Annotated in this window: 13 protein-coding genes; 9 read left to right on the forward strand and 4 right to left on the reverse strand. The window is 41.4% G+C overall.

What is annotated here, in order from left to right:
• Positions 1-5: 5 nt before the first annotated feature.
• The 6 genes from H1A14_RS17260 (at position 6) to H1A14_RS17285 (ending at position 8,160) form a co-directional block, all read left to right on the forward strand.
• Positions 6-1,805 (forward strand): DUF5060 domain-containing protein, encoded by a 1,800-nt coding sequence (locus H1A14_RS17260; protein ID WP_194777535.1) that lies wholly within the window; start codon positions 6-8, stop codon positions 1,803-1,805.
• A gap of 303 nt (positions 1,806-2,108) precedes the next feature.
• Complete coding sequence (locus tag H1A14_RS17265) at positions 2,109-2,789, forward strand: DUF502 domain-containing protein (protein ID WP_194777536.1); 681 nt, start codon at positions 2,109-2,111, stop codon at positions 2,787-2,789.
• 518 nt (positions 2,790-3,307) lie between these two features.
• Positions 3,308-4,969, forward strand: a complete 1,662-nt coding sequence (locus H1A14_RS17270; protein WP_194777537.1) for an FAD-dependent oxidoreductase — start codon at positions 3,308-3,310, stop codon at positions 4,967-4,969.
• Between the two features lie 41 nt (positions 4,970-5,010).
• Positions 5,011-5,214 carry a hypothetical protein gene (locus tag H1A14_RS17275; protein ID WP_194777538.1) on the forward strand — a complete coding sequence of 68 codons (204 nt, stop codon included), beginning with the start codon at positions 5,011-5,013 and terminating at the stop codon, positions 5,212-5,214.
• Positions 5,215-5,313: 99 nt separating this feature from the next.
• Positions 5,314-6,720 (forward strand): sulfatase family protein, encoded by a 1,407-nt coding sequence (locus H1A14_RS17280; RefSeq protein ID WP_194777539.1) that lies wholly within the window; start codon positions 5,314-5,316, stop codon positions 6,718-6,720.
• Between the two features lie 219 nt (positions 6,721-6,939).
• Positions 6,940-8,160 carry a PQQ-dependent sugar dehydrogenase gene (locus H1A14_RS17285; protein WP_194777540.1) on the forward strand — a complete coding sequence of 407 codons (1,221 nt, stop codon included), beginning with the start codon at positions 6,940-6,942 and terminating at the stop codon, positions 8,158-8,160.
• A 232-nt stretch (positions 8,161-8,392) separates the two neighbouring features.
• On the opposite strand, the gene H1A14_RS17290 is transcribed toward H1A14_RS17285, so the two are convergent.
• The gene (locus tag H1A14_RS17290) at positions 8,393-8,740 is read right to left on the reverse strand and encodes a type II toxin-antitoxin system HicB family antitoxin (RefSeq protein WP_194777541.1); all 348 of its coding nucleotides are present in this window, start codon (positions 8,738-8,740) and stop codon (positions 8,393-8,395) included.
• Positions 8,737-8,958 carry a type II toxin-antitoxin system HicA family toxin gene (locus H1A14_RS17295; RefSeq protein ID WP_228527837.1) on the reverse strand — a complete coding sequence of 74 codons (222 nt, stop codon included), beginning with the start codon at positions 8,956-8,958 and terminating at the stop codon, positions 8,737-8,739. The genes H1A14_RS17290 and H1A14_RS17295 overlap by 4 nt, the downstream gene beginning before the upstream one ends.
• 848 nt (positions 8,959-9,806) lie before the next feature.
• Between H1A14_RS17295 and H1A14_RS17300 the strand changes: the two genes are divergently transcribed.
• Entirely contained in the window at positions 9,807-9,944 is a 138-nt protein-coding gene (locus tag H1A14_RS17300; RefSeq protein ID WP_194777542.1) for a hypothetical protein, read from the forward strand.
• Between the two features lie 262 nt (positions 9,945-10,206).
• Positions 10,207-11,463: an NAD(P)/FAD-dependent oxidoreductase gene (locus H1A14_RS17305; RefSeq protein WP_194777543.1), complete on the forward strand. Its 1,257-nt coding sequence runs from the start codon at positions 10,207-10,209 to the stop codon at positions 11,461-11,463.
• 184 nt (positions 11,464-11,647) lie between these two features.
• Here the strand turns inward: H1A14_RS17305 and H1A14_RS17310 are convergent, their stop codons facing one another.
• Together H1A14_RS17310 and H1A14_RS17315 are read right to left on the reverse strand one after the other, a co-directional pair.
• Positions 11,648-13,075 (reverse strand): TlpA disulfide reductase family protein, encoded by a 1,428-nt coding sequence (locus H1A14_RS17310; RefSeq protein WP_228527838.1) that lies wholly within the window; start codon positions 13,073-13,075, stop codon positions 11,648-11,650.
• 149 nt (positions 13,076-13,224) lie between these two features.
• Positions 13,225-13,572: a DUF1016 N-terminal domain-containing protein gene (locus H1A14_RS17315; protein ID WP_194777544.1), complete on the reverse strand. Its 348-nt coding sequence runs from the start codon at positions 13,570-13,572 to the stop codon at positions 13,225-13,227.
• 308 nt (positions 13,573-13,880) lie between these two features.
• On the opposite strand from H1A14_RS17315, the gene H1A14_RS17320 reads away from it, so the two are divergent.
• Positions 13,881-15,539: a sulfatase family protein gene (locus tag H1A14_RS17320; protein WP_194777545.1), complete on the forward strand. Its 1,659-nt coding sequence runs from the start codon at positions 13,881-13,883 to the stop codon at positions 15,537-15,539.
• Positions 15,540-15,541 lie beyond the last annotated feature (2 nt).

The following is a 15,541-nucleotide window of genomic DNA, read 5'->3' on the forward strand; positions in this document are numbered from 1 at the left end:
AAAGTATGAAAAGACATAGATTTTTATCGGATACCATCTTAACGTCTTCAGGTTTAAGCCTCAGTGCTGCATTGCCCGTTGCTTTTTCAAAGGAGCGGCATATAGCAAAAAAATCCTCTGAAAAAATGATAAAAGCATCCGTTTTATTTTTTACGATTTGTCTTTCTGCATTCCATCTTACCAATGCACAACCCATTTCTCTCTCCACAGCCCAAAACCAGGTAATAGAATGGGCATATCAATCTGACAAAATATATAAAGAGCCTTTTCGGGATGTTTCTCTTCATGCGATCATCAAAGACCCCGATGGCAAACAGATCAGGCTTTCCGCTTTTTGGGCTGGTGAAAATGAATGGCGATTTAGATTTGCCGCTTCCCAAAAGGGAGATTATACCTTTATAACTGAGTGCAATGACCGAAAAAATGTTGAACTACACGGGAAAAAGGGGAAAATTTCGGTTGTTGACTATAAAGGAGATAATCCCTTATACCGTCATGGCCCGGTAAAGATTTCAGAAAACAAGCGCTATTTGGTACACGAGGATGGTGCTCCATTTTTATGGCTTGCCGACTCTTGGTGGCACGGCATGACTACCCGCTTCAAATGGCCTGAGGATTTTAAGTACCTGACTGCAGACAGGAAAGAAAAAGGATTTTCTGTCATCCAGTTCGCCATAGGCTTCCCCTGCGACATTGAGCCTTTTGATCCGCGTGGGCAGAACGAAGCCGGCGATCCTTGGGACGAGGAACTGAACAGTATCAATCCAGCGTATTTTGATTTGGTAGACCTGCGGGTGCAATGGCTTCTGGAAGAAGGAATTATGCCAAACATCGTTGGGGCATGGGGGTATTACATAAAGTGGTTGGGCGTGGAAAAAATGCAACAGCACTGGGACTACATTCTGGCGCGATACGGTGCTTATCCCGTCACATGGACACTTTGTGGAGAATCTACCCTGGCGTATTATACGGATCTTAGAGATGGAAACTGGGATACATACAAGGCGGAATTTCGAGAACAATGGTCGGAGGTGGCAAAGCATCTCAAAGCAAGCGATCCTTTTCAACGACTCCTTACAGTACACCCTGGGCCAGGGGCCCGCGATGGTTTGCCCCCCATCGACCAAATGGAGCACGTTGACTTTGTGATGGTTCAGCCTGGTCACAGCGGCTATCAGACCTTGCCCTATGCCTCCAAAACCTTTTGGGAAACTTATGCCAAATATGCGGACCGTCCGGTCCTGTATGGGGAAGTATGTTTTGAGGGAATGTGGGGGAGATCTTTGCAGGATGTACAGCGCTACCTGTTCTGGAGCAGCATGCTTTCAGGTGCGCCTGGTTTTTCCTATGGAGTGGAAGGTATCTGGCAATTCAATACAGAAGAAGAATTGTTTGGCGCTACACCAATCGGTGATGTTTGGGGAAATGTACCCTGGGAGACAGCTCACCAATATTTAGGCTCCAAACACATTGGATTAGGCAAAAAGTTGTTGGAAAAGATGGATTGGCAGTCTTTAAGGCCTTTCCCGGAAGGCCTTAACCGGCATGCTAAAGAAGACGATGTGTTCTTGCCGTTTTGTGCAGCATCTCCCGAAGGACTGCGGGTCCTTTACTTTTTCAATGGCATCCGGGGGCTCACCATGAAACGGTTAAACGAAAACACAAAGTATTCCTACGCTTTCTTCGATCCTATACATGGTGAGGTCCATGAATCGGGGAGTTTTGTCGCAAGTGAGCAAGGTACGTGGGAAGTGCCTCGTGAACCGGTGAAACAGGATTGGGTACTGGTGGTTCAACCTGAATGAATGGTCCCGTTCCCAGTTATTTGATGCCAATCGCTAGTTCATCTTTTTCTATTAGCTTCAGCCTGTTCCTGGCAGTGAAGCAAAGTCCATGCTTTCCGAAATATTGGTCCTCCATTTTTGATTGGTGAAGGGATTCAGTATGTATTTTGTCTAAACGGATTGTGGTTTTTAAAATCGCCGAATGGCAAATGATCAATATTGCCGACAGTCTAACGATTAAAATGCCTTAAATCTGTACTTTTTTAATAAAAAAAGGTAATTTAAACAGATTTGCTTCTTAAATTTACCCATAAAATAAATTTTATGAGAAGCGATAAAGAATTTCGAAATGAGGAAATGCATCCCATTGGCTCTTTCTGGAACAAAACGTTCTTTGTAAAAACATTATTGAATGGCTTATTGGTGGTTTTACCATCCATCATCATATTGTTTTTACTTTCCCTGATTTTTAAATTTGTTTTCAATTTGGTGGCACCGATCAGCGCCTTACTGGATAAAAATGCAGAATCCCACGCCTTTTTCACCAACATTTTGGCTTTGCTGATTCTCATTGTGTTGATTTTTATCATCGGATTGATTCTGAGACATGGCCGAAGTAAAAGAATGTTTAAGATTTTTGAGTACAGATATTTACTTCAGATCCCTTTGTATTCTACCCTACAGGAAACCATATCCCAGTTTTCCGGACTCAAGAAAATGCCTTTTAGCCAAGTCGTTTTGGTGGATGCCTACAATACGGGGGTATTGTTGACCGGCTTTGTGACTGAAACTGCTTCAGAGGGCATTTACACGGTTTTTGTGCCCACAGCACCTAATCCTATGAACGGAAACATTTACCATGTTCCGGAGTCGCAATTGAGATTTTTGGATATAGAACCTGAAAAAGCCATGCGTTCTATCGTAGGCATGGGTACAGGTTCTTCCATATTGTTTGCTGCAAAAATCAGAGCTCAGGAGAAGAATACTTTGGATCACATCGATTGAGCACAACTAACTGCACATCGATTTGATATTTGCTTTTCCCTGAAGTAAGACTATATGGGTAAAGTGACACTGAAACAGCAATTCATTAGGAGAATATCGGCTATCCTTTTGGTTTTCAGGATAGACGTAGCATTCTTGTGGGTTTGGATTTATGAGGATGTCCAAATGATTTTTTGAAGTATAAATTTTTTTTGAAATTTTATGGGGTCATTTTTATCCGTTGCTTCCTCTTAATAACAGAAAGCCGAATAACCACAAAAGCTTTATGATCAATAGAACCCAAAAAACCAAACTTTCTGCCGTTATCCCTATAAAGCTATCAGAATCCAAGATATTAAACCTTTTGTACCTTATTTTTTAAAAATAAAATCCCTAATGCCATGGTCCCTTCAATTATCAAGGTCTTTGGATCAATATTTTCAAATTCAAGCTTGATGTTCGACTTTGAAATTTGATCCTACTGCCATATTTTGGTACTTAGAACAATAAAAACCAAACCATAACCAAAATCACCCACTATGTACAGAATTACAGGAATCATTTTGGCATCACTGCTGATTTTTTCAGTCATAAGCTGTCATCCAAAAGAAGAAAATTATGACATATATGACCTTGTCATCTACGGCGGCACCTCAGCGGCGGTAACCGCTGCTGTACAAGCCAAAAAAATGGGAAAAACGGTCATCATGGTATCTCCTGACATTCATTTGGGAGGGCTGTCTTCCGGCGGATTGGGCTTTACCGACACTGGGGACAAATCTGTCATCGGTGGATTGGCGAGGGAATTTTACCATAGGATCTACATGCATTACCAGCAAGAGGATGCGTGGAAATGGCAGAAAAGAGAGGAGTATGGCAATGTGGGGCAGGGAACACCGGCCATTGATGGGGATGCAAGGACCATGTGGATTTTTGAACCCCATGCTGCAGAAAAGGTCTTTGAGGATTTTGTGAAGGAATATGACATTGAGATTCATAGAGATGAATGGCTCGATCGGGAAAATGGGGTTAAAATGGAAAATGGAAGAATCAAATCCATTACCACACTTTCCGGAAAAACCTTCGAAGGCAAAATGTTTATCGATGCCACCTATGAAGGGGATTTATTGGCTGCGGCAGGGGTCAGTTACCACGTGGGCAGGGAATCCAACGATACCTATGGTGAAACCTGGAACGGGGTACAGTATGGAGTTTTTCAGCACAGACATTATTTCTATGAACCCATAGATCCTTACCTTAATCCCGGAGACCCCAGCAGTGGACTTCTACCAGAAATTTCCGATGAACAATTGGCAGAAAACGGGACAGGGGACAATAAGGTACAGGCCTATAATTTCCGGATGTGTCTCAGTCAGCATCCTGACAACAGGGTGGCATTTCCAAAGCCGGAAGGGTATGACCCGGACAGGTATGAATTGCTGGCAAGGGTATATGCCTCAGGCTGGGATGAGACATTTGACAAGTACGACCCCATTCCCAACCTCAAAACGGACACCAATAACCATGGCCCCTTCAGCACGGATTACATTGGGAAGAATTATGCCTATCCTGAAGCTTCCTATGAGGAACGCAAAGCCATCATCAAGGAACATGAAGCCTATCAAAAAGGCCTGATGTATTACCTGGCCAATGATCCAAAAGTACCTGAAGCGGTAAGAACCGAAATGGGAAAATGGGGTCTGGCCAAGGATGAATTTACAGACAACGGAAACTGGCCTCATCAGCTTTATGTACGTGAAGCCAGAAGGATGATCGGCGATTATGTGATGACAGAGCATGATGTGTTGGGAGCCAAGACCATACCCCAATCGATCGGTATGGGTTCCTATGCCCTCGATTCCCACAATATTCAGCGGATCGTCGGCCCCGAAGGCCATGTGCAGAATGAAGGGGACATTGGGGTAAAGCCTAAGGAACCCTACAGCATTTCCTATGGAACTATAATCCCAAAAAAGCAGGAATGTGAAAATCTTTTGGTGGGGATATGTGTCTCAAGTTCCCATACGGCTTTTGGGTCCATCAGGATGGAACCAGTCTTTATGATTTTGGGTCAGAGCGCGGCTACAGCTGCAGCTTTGGCAATAGATGAAAACATTGCTGTTCAGGATTTACCCTATGAAAAACTGCAGGAAAGGCTGAAATCAGACGGTCAAGTGATGCGCTTATCGGAAAGACTTTAAACTGGTTATTCTCCTCGGAATTGGCTAAATTTATTGGAAAGATGGAAAAAAAAAGAAAGATAGAAATTGCAGCAAACTTGGTAGACAGAGAAGATGAAGATGCTGCCGATATCATTTTTTGGTTGGATAAAACCGAATTGGAAAGATTACAGGAAGTGTATTGGCTGAGACAAAATTTTTTCCAGTCACCCAATCACTCCTTTCCTAAAAAAATAGCCAAAACAAACAAGATTGTAAGTTTATGATTGTAGAACAGGATTTTTTGGACTTCATCGAATTATTGAAAATCAATAAAAATACCATAGCCTCCCAGAAAAAAAATAACCAAACCTATTTTAAGTGAAATGAAGAACCCTAAACCCATTTTTCTTTGTCTCATTTTGGTTATTTCCTTGGCATGGAATCCGGTCCTGTCACAAGAATCACAGGCACCGAATATCCTGGTTTTTGTAGCAGATGATGCCGGTTGGAGAGATTTTGGATGTTATGGCAATGACGCCATTCAAACCCCAAATGTGGATGCTTTGGCTACCGGAGGGTTGAAGATGCAAAGTGCATTTTTGACTACCCCACAATGCAGCCCCTCCAGAACCAGTATTCTGGCAGGAGAATTTGCCCATACCTTGCGAACAGAGGATCTTCATACGCCACTGCCAGCAGGCAAAGCCATAGTACCTACTTATCTAAAAAAACAAGGGTATTTTTCAGGCATGTTAATGAAAAACCACCTTGGTCCTGATGGGTTGAAACAGTTTGATTTTTATGATGCATCCCGTGATGAGAGTCAATTGCCGGAATTGAAAGAGTTTTTGGATCGTTCTGCAGAAAAACCTTTTTTTCTGTGGTATGCCTTTGGTGACCCTCACCGGGCTTATTTTGAGGGCGCTTTTACCCCTCCCAATGATCCCGAAAGGGTAAAAGTACCACCTTACCTTGCCGATACTGAGACCACCAGAAAGGACTTGGCCATGTATTACGACGAAATTTCGCGAATGGACAAGAATATCGGAGAAGCTATTGCCGAACTCAAACGGAGAAACCTGTACCAAAATACCCTGATCATCTTCATTTCTGACAACGGGATGCCTTTTACCCGTGCAAAAGGAACTTTGTATGATGAGGGGATCAGGACCCCTTTGATTTTCCATTGGCCTCAAAAGCTCCAAGCAGGCGTTTCAGATGAATTGGTATCCGTACTGCATCTGGCACCCACCATTTTGGATCTTGCAGGAGCCACCATTCCAAAGAGCATGTATGGTAAAAGCCTCAAAGGCCTGTTAGAGGGGAAGGAATTTGAAGGGGACAGGTATGTGTTCAGCGAGCGCAATTGGCATGATTGTGATGAACACATGAGGAGTGTCAGAACGAACAAATACAAATTGATCAAAAACGCCTATATCGAATGGCCATATGGTACCGCTGCCGATCTTGCAGGTAGTCCTTCCCATCAGGAACTGCTCAGGTTGAAAAAAGAAGGCAAACTTTCCTTTCCCCAATCTTTGGTTTTTGATGTGCCCAGACCTGTCATTGAACTTTATGATGTAGAAAACGATCCGTTCGAACTCGACAACCTTGCCTATGATGTTTCCTACCGCAATGTCGTACAGGAACTTCATCAGGTTTTGGTGGAATGGATGGAAGCCACAGATGATTTTCCCCCAGAGCTAAGAAGACGGCAAGACAATACTGACAGGGTCACAGGGACCCATTTTGATACCAGGACACTTCCCCCAGCATATAGCAATCAATGAAAAGATAAAACAGCGTGTTTTTAGTGCAGACTCTTGGTGGATCAGGTGAAAAAGGTTGGACCTAAAATTGAATTACCTTTAAGGCAGTAGCATTAGGTTTATTGCTGGTTTTGTTCAAAGAAAAAATCAGATGCCTCAAACCTAAATTTTTGAATGCTGAATTTTTCGGTCCGGATATCAGTTTAATACGTAAATGAATTAAACCAACCACCTAAGTTTATGAAATTCTCAAAACACCTTATTCTTTCCTTTTTGATCCTCATTTTTGCGTTCGTAGCTTGTCTGGATGATCCTGATGTGGAGGAGGTAGTGGAAGAGGATGAAGAGGAGGAACAGGTAGAAGAACCGCCCCGTGAGGGACCGATTGGTCTTGAGGATGCATTTTCCCAACTTACATTTACCCGACCGGTGGACCTTCAGCATGCAGGTGATGGCTCAGACAGGATTTTTGTAGTGGAGCAAAGTGGTGTCATTTCGGTTTTTCCAAATGACCCTGAGGTGGGTGAAAAAAAGGTTTTCCTTAATCTGGAATCAAAAGTAAGGGATCAGGGCAACGAGGAAGGACTTTTAGGTTTGGCTTTTCATCCGAACTATGCAAGCAATGGCTATTTCTATGTCAACTACTCCGCTTCCAGTCCAAGAAGAACAGTGATTTCCCGTTTCCAGGTTTCCGCTGCTGATGCAGATGCGGCGGATGGCGCTTCAGAGCAGGTTTTGATGGAAATCAACCAGCCATTTGCCAATCATAACGGGGGACAGCTGGCTTTTGGACCAGATGGATTCCTGTATATTGCCTCAGGTGATGGAGGTTCCGGGGGAGATCCACAAAATCATGGACAAAGACCAGAAACTTTACTGGGGGCCATTTTGCGCATAGATGTGGACAATCCAGAAAACTCAAATAACTATGGTATCCCTTCCGACAATCCTTTTGTGAACAATTCAGAAGGATACAGGGAGGAAATTTATGCTTATGGCCTAAGAAATCCATGGCGTTTCAGTTTTGATTTTGAAACGGATAGGTTATGGGCAGCTGATGTGGGGCAAAATAGGTATGAGGAAATCAACCTCATCGAAAACGGAGGAAACTATGGTTGGAAAACCATGGAAGGCTTTCACTGTTTTAGTCCAAGCAGCGATTGTAATCGAGAAGGCCTTCAACTTCCCATCTGGGAATATGGACACTCCAATGGAGACAGGTCTGTAACAGGTGGCTATGTTTACAGGGGCAACAATTTTCACCAACTAAAAGGACTGTATATCTACGCTGATTTTGTTTCAGGAAGAATTTGGACTTTGGATCATAGTGACCTTGAAAATCCAGTCAACACCGAGTTGTTGAGGGCCAATTTTCCCGTTTCATCCTTTGGGGTTGACCAATCCAATGAATTGTACCTTTGTGGTTTTGATGGGAATATTTATAAGTTTGGATTTGAATGATTTTTCCGGGATCTTGAAAACCGTCCAGAGATAAAAAGGTGTAGTTTCAAACTACATCAAGTTGAGCCTAAACTTTTAAAAAATGATATGTAGGAGTAGTTACACAATACCTCCAATTACGTTTTAATTTTATCAAAAATATTCTAGAAATATTTTGTGATTAGCACTACCTTAAGATGCTTTTCGCAAAATATATCTGTGAATTACCTGCCTAATAATTTCAAAATATCGGCTATGGAGTGTTTTTAATTAATAGTTTATCATTTATTGCTTCTTCGACAAATTGATTTAAGGACAAGCCTAACTCCACTGATTTATAAGCTGCCTGCTTATGTAATTTTGGATTGATTCGTACATTAAAAGACCCTTTATATGATTTGTGGGGTGTTTTTCCCAAAGATTCACATAATTCCAAATAGTTTTCAACCGCTTCTTGAAATGAACTTTTCAACTGATCAACATTATCGCCTTCAAAAGTGATCAAATCATCAATGCCTTCAATTTTGCCAAAAAACACTTCATCTTCTGCACTAAAATGTACTTTTCCAATGTAATCCTTATATTTTAAAACATCTTTCATAGTAAACCTTGGTCTTTTAACTCTCCAATTACATAATCAATCACGTACAACTTTAAGATATTTCCAGGATGAGGTTTGTGAAGCCTTATTATATGTTTGGTAACTTCCTTAACAAATGCTCTCCTAGACCCTGCTGTTTTGCCTTTCTTAATCTCATCGTATCCAAAATGATTAAGAACCTTTACCAATTCATCATAAGTGAAATCTTTTGGTCTCAAACAAAAATCTTTGAATCAATTTGTATAACCTACTCATTTAAACGTAAGTTAATGCAACTGTTTTATAGTTGCAAATGGTTGGGGTTTATCTCAAGGAAAGTTGTTTTCAACTTGATTTTAGCTTGTATATTTATATTAGGCCGCTGAAAGAAATATACTGCCTTGAAACAGGACTATTTTCTACAATAAGCTGCCAAGGATTTAGCTACCTTTTTGGGCAAGGTATTTATCCAAGGATTCCCGAATCTTTCCGGAAGGTCTATCAGCAGAGGGATCTATTGCCTTCCAGCTGCCGCCGAAGGCTTATACTTCACTGAGAAAGGGGGTAACTTACGAAAAAAAAAATCTTGATACGATTCCCAAAAACCCACAGAGCCTGTCCCAAAAATCGGGAGGTAAAACTCCAAGTCTAGAGTCAGGTACCTATTTGTGGGCAAAATCATTCTCAATTACAATTCCCTACAATTTAACCTTCCGTGGATCAAGGTAGGCATTTATCATAGTTCAAATTATCTCATTTACCACCAGATAAACATGTATAGTGGTTAATCTCTCATGGCCAATCTCTGGTGATTGATACATAATATTATTAAATTCATGTTGTTTTTGATGCTGGTTTAAAGCTGGAGAGTCAAAATTTTAAACAATTATTACAATGAAAGTACTTAAATGGTTTATAGGTATAACACTTTTGGTACTGGGAATTTCGGCTATTTTGCTTTATACGAAATGCCGGGTTAAAAGGTCTAATTAAAGTGCATTATTGGTGATTACGTGGTGTTTTCCAATTGTAAATTGGTATTGATAGAAGGGTGTAGTTGCAAACTACACCCACATCCAGCTAGAGTATGAATAAGGTTTCAAGTGGTGTATGGAACAGGATCAAAAGGGCAGAATTTCCAATAGCTTCATTTGGTGTAGATGAAAAAAACGAGATGTACATTTGCGGATTTGATGGGAGAATTTACAGGTTTGTGTTTGAGTAAGTACACTTTTTTTAAACCTAAAAAACCAGCATTTTAAATTTGCAGAGGTACCAGTGAGGTCAACTCGGCAGAATTAGTCACATTAAATGACAATTTTTCAGTTTTCAGTGAAATGAATTCGTAAAAACAGCCCGTTCTACCCAATGTAACATTTGTTACTGTAATCACCATTTTTTGAAAGTATTTTTAAAATATACAAAATCAAGACCACTCCCGGTCTCGATATAGTTTGCCTGACAATTCAACCCAAAATTAAATCCACATGAAATCACAGTTCAAAGTATTAATAATAGGTGGGGGTACAGCAGGGATAATGACAGCTGCCCAACTTTTGAAAAAAAACAAAAATTTGGACATTGCCATTATAGATCCCTCTGACAAGCATTATTATCAACCGGCCTGGACTTTGGTTGGTGCTGGGACCTATGATTTCAAAAAAACCGCAAGGCCATTAAAGGACCTTATTCCAAAAGGGGCCATTTGGATCAAGGATTTTGCGACAGGATTTAAGTCAGATGAAAACAAAGTGACTACAAAAAATCACGGAGACATCAGTTATGAATACCTGGTGGTGGCCCCAGGCTTGGTGATGGAGCTTGACCAGATTGAGGGATTGAAGGAATCGTTGGGTAATGATTCAGTGTGCAGCATTTATACCGATCCGGAGCATACTTGGAAGCTACTCAAAAATTTCAAAGGCAAAAATGCAATTTTCACACAGCCCACCACTCCAATCAAATGTGGAGGAGCTCCACAAAAGATTGCCTATTTGGCTGCAGATCTGTTTAAGAAAAAGAAGTTTGATGCCAATGTTGTCTTTGCCACTCCCGGTTCCGTGCTTTTTGGGGTGAAAGAAATTCGGGAAACACTTGAGAAGGTGGTGGAACGCTACGGCATATTTTTCAAACCTTTTTATGCCCCGATTAAAATTGATCCGGAAAAAAAGATCGTCACTTTTAAATATGTGGGAGAAAATCTAACAAAGAGCCAAGAAAATCAATCAAAAGAAATCGGGGAAAAGATTTCTGAGGACGGACTGGTGGAAATGCCCTATGATTTGCTTCACCTTGCTCCTCCTCAAGCTGCACCCAAGTTTATCAAAGAATCGGATTTGGTCAATGATGCTGGATGGTTGGACGTTGACATAAATTCCTTGCAGCACAAAAAATACAGCAATATTTTTGGGTTGGGAGATGTAGCAGGCCTGCCTACCGCCAAAACAGGGGCAGCCATCAGAAAGCAAGTGCCAGTGGTGGTGGAAAATCTATTATTCCTTATGAACAACAAGATAGCTTTGGATAAATCCTACAAGGGGTATTCTTCTTGCCCGCTCTTAACAGGTTATGGCAAAATGGTTTTGGCTGAATTTGATTATGAAGGTAATTTTATCCCTGATCCAAAATTAAAACAGATGTTGGTTTTCAATAGTGACAAGGAACATTGGAGGCTTTGGATGCTAAAGAAATATGGGCTTCCTTACCTGTATTGGAACAAAATGATGAAGGGGTCGATGGTATAAGAGTTGCTCCTTTCTGAAATTTTATTAATTTTCCAATAAATTTACCATTGATATTTGCCTCTTTAACCCCCTTTGTCTATATAATATTCAGTTTGATGATGCCTATTGGTCAATGGCTTCGGCTTTCATTTTATAGGGCAGAACCAGGTCATATGATAAAAACCATAAACCCTGTAGTAGAGAATCAGGCACCTTTTTCAGCCAAATGCTGATCAAGGATTGCACGGATATTTCCGGAAGGTCTATCCGCAGAGGGATCAATGATTTTTCCCGCTTGATCCAGCAGTATAAATCTTGGTATAGAATTGACCATAAAATGTTGGTTGAGTTCAGACTTCCAACCATTTTCAGCAAACCACTGAAGGCCTTCCATGTTTTTGGCTTTGACCATCTTTTCCCATGGTGCTCTTGTATCATCGATCGATACCGTTAAAAATGCCACGGGTTCATCTTTGAATTCCTCTTTCAATTTATCCCAATAGGGATGTTCAGCGATGCATGGCTTACACCATGTCGCCCAAATATCAATATAAACCAGGTTACCCTTCAGATCACTCAGTTTCACTTCCTCACCCTCAACGTTGGTGAAGGTAAAATCGGGAACATCTTTTCCGGGACTGATGGGTTCCCATTTAGCCTTTAATTTATTAAGTTTTTCAGCATATTTTGGAGTCTCATTTTCTTTCATGAATTTTTCATAAGATGCTTTAACATGCACAGGTCCCCGATAATCCAAATTGGATTTAATGGCGGTAAAATAAAAATGATCTTTCACAGTTTTATCTTTCAACAATGAGTCCATGGCAAGCATCCCCGCTTTTTCATAGGCATTTTCACCTGAGGCAAATGAACTGTCCCTTTCCAAGATTTCACCAGCAAGATTTGAAACTCGTATATCGATGAGCGTGGTGTAGCTCCATACATTGAGCAGGTGATTTTGGTCTAGGGGAATGGCATTCAATTTAGCGTTTACTTGGTCCATAGGAAAATCTATGGAATCCTGTGGCTTTTTGGTAATGGATGCTTGATACATGGGATACTGATAATCATAAACGAGGGGTGCATAGGTGAAATAAGCTTCTTCTTTGGCGACAAAATCAGGATCAAGATTTTCCTGCTTGCTGTATTCCACAAATTTGACTCTTGATCGTGTAAATAGGCTGTCCTTAATTTGGAGGTACTCCTCTTTTGGTTTTTCCATCAACTCCATCGGATAGGTCAATCCGATTTCAGTCTCGGTTTTGGCCTTTTCAAATAGGTACCTGATTTCTTTCTCATGATCTCCATTGACCTCAAAAGTGCCCGATAGATCTTTGGCATCTGCGGAAACATAAATACTGTCTCCTGGGCTTAAGTAGAGGTTCAAGTAGGTTCGCCCTGAATATAAAGAGTAGCTAGAAGGTTCATCCCCTTCAAATACCAGTTTAAAATTACCATCCTCATCCACTTTACTATTTGCAATATCTCCTTCCTGAAATAATGTGATTTCCTGTTCATCAAGATTGGTTATTTTCCCTGATATGATGATAGTTGGATCCTGAGGTTCTGATTTTTGGGCACAGCTGTACGACAAAATCAAAATTATCAAAGAGAAATTGAGGAGCTTTTTCAAAATAGGTTGGATTTAAGCATTTTATGGATTAATTCAGGACAGATGGTCTATTACCCGTTAGACTTTGTCAATTCTAAATTTATTACTAACCTTTTAAAATTAAAAGTTAAAAAACAATAAAAATCTTTTTTAGAACAATCCACTTTATATCAATCAACATTATGGATTTCAGGTGCATTCATACCGATTGGGTACTCACTGCGTACCGAATCTCCTAAGGTAAAAGCATACGCTGTGCGTATACAATGTGAAAGTTTGCGGTCACTCCAACCTTTTCCGTAGCGGTCGGCTAGTTTGACTGATAATTTTTTGACTACCTCTTTACCATATTCTGCCCTTTTGTTATACAACACTTCTTCTTTGATTCGCTTGCCGATATTCCAATGCATAAGACAAACCTCAGCATGGGCTGTTGTTGACAAAAGGCTGCGTTTACCCTCTATAATTTGGCAAACATCACAGAATAATTTGGGGGCATTTTTTTCTACATCTTCCATCGCTAACTATTTAATTTCCTGGAACTTGCTTCTTATGGTAGTTGACATATTTTGAAACAAAATTAAGCCATACGAAATCTTCCTTTCTACCGAAGAATAGACCTTCCTTTTAGTTTAGCTGTTTCAATCCACTCTTCAGTTAGCTCTTCAAGTATTTCCTCAATATCCAACTAATCCCATAAAATGTCAATCCTTCTAAATACCCATTAGAGACAAAAAACGCACTGACCACCAATTAACTTCCCCCTCCACCTTGCCTTCCTCCCCATTTTTTCCCATTTTAAGCAAAACAAAAAAAACACCAACCCATGACCTTCAAAAAACACCTCTCACTTTTCACCATCCTCTTACTCTTTTTATCCCAAACCACCTTTTCCCAATCCCTAGACAAACCCAATATCCTTTGGATTTCCGTGGAAGATATCAGCCCTATGTTGGAAGTTTACGGGGATCAAAGCATCAAAACACCTAACATAGACCGTTTGGCCAATGAGGGGATTACTTATACCCATGCCTACTCCACGGTTGGGGTTTGTGCCCCAAGCCGTAGCAGCATCATTACTGGGATGTATCCCGTAAGTATCGGTTCACACAACATGCGGACAGGGCCCCACTACGCCTTCCGGGAACCTGAAAACGAAACCTACAAAGATTACTATGCCCAAAAGGACATCAAAGGAAGAAATGTGCCTGAATATGCTACGGTTCCTCCGCCCTTTGTCAAATGCTTTACCGAATACCTGAGGGCAGTAGGCTATTACACTTCCAACAATGCCAAAACAGATTATCAGTTCAATTCCCCCATCACTGCCTGGGATGAAATCGGAAGGGAAGCCACCTATAAAAATCGGGCAGCAGGACAACCTTTCTTTGCCGTGTTCAACCACGAAATCACCCATGAGTCCAGGATTTTTATGAAAAAGGAGGATCCCATGTTGGCAGACAAAAGCAAGGTCATAATTCCCAAATACTTCCCCGAACTGCCCGTGGTCAGACAGGATGTGGGCAGGGCTTATTCCAATATCATGGAATTGGACAAACAGGTAGGTGATATGTTAAGGTCTTTGGAAGAGGAGGGGTTGTTGGACAAGACCATCATTTTCTTTTGGTCAGACCATGGAGGGCCACTGCTGAGACAAAAAAGGGCAGTGGGCAATTCCGGTCTGCATGTCCCTCTGATAGTGAGAATGCCCAATGGTGAGATGGGTGGCAGTAAAATCGATGACCTAGTTTCTTTGATGGACCTTGGGCCAACGGTGATGTCCTTAGCAGGAGTAGAACCACCGGATTATATGCATGGCAGGGCTTTTTTGGGACCTCACAAAACCAAAACCCCGAATCAATATGCCTTTGGCTCGGCAGATAGGTTTGATGAAGCCGTGGATATGAGCAGATCGGTGATCGATGGGCGGTATGTGTATATTAGGAATTTCAGGCCAGAACTACCTTTGATTTACAGGAACGCCTACAGAGAACAGATTGACATGACCAGAGCCATGATAGAAATGGATCAAAAAGGAGAACTGACAGGGGGTGCGGCTTATATATTCATGAAAACCAAACCTGTGGAGGAATTGTATGACCTCCAAGATGATCCAGATGAAATAAATAACCTAGCGGATTCCCCTGAGCACCAAGCCAAATTGAAGGAACTCAGAAATGCCCTGTCTGCCTGGCAACTGGAAATCGGTGATTTGGGTTTTGTTCCCGAGTATGACCTGGTCAATATGATGTGGCCTGGAATGGTGCAGCCCGAAACTGCCCCGGTCAAGTTTGAAACTTCCGGTAATCAGCTTAAGCTGAGCTCAGAAACTGAGGGTGCCAGCATTGCCTATCAGATAGGAGAGGAGATTGGGGGGAAACATTGGCACCTATACCATCAACCCATTCCTACAGGAAAAAAAGTGGCTGCAAGGGCAGTGAGAATCGGTTACAAGACATCTTCCATCAGCCAATTTGAAAACTAGTG

Origin of the sequence: Pararhodonellum marinum (assembly GCF_015354735.1) — a bacterium.
Taxonomy (GTDB): domain Bacteria; phylum Bacteroidota; class Bacteroidia; order Cytophagales; family Cyclobacteriaceae; genus Pararhodonellum; species Pararhodonellum marinum.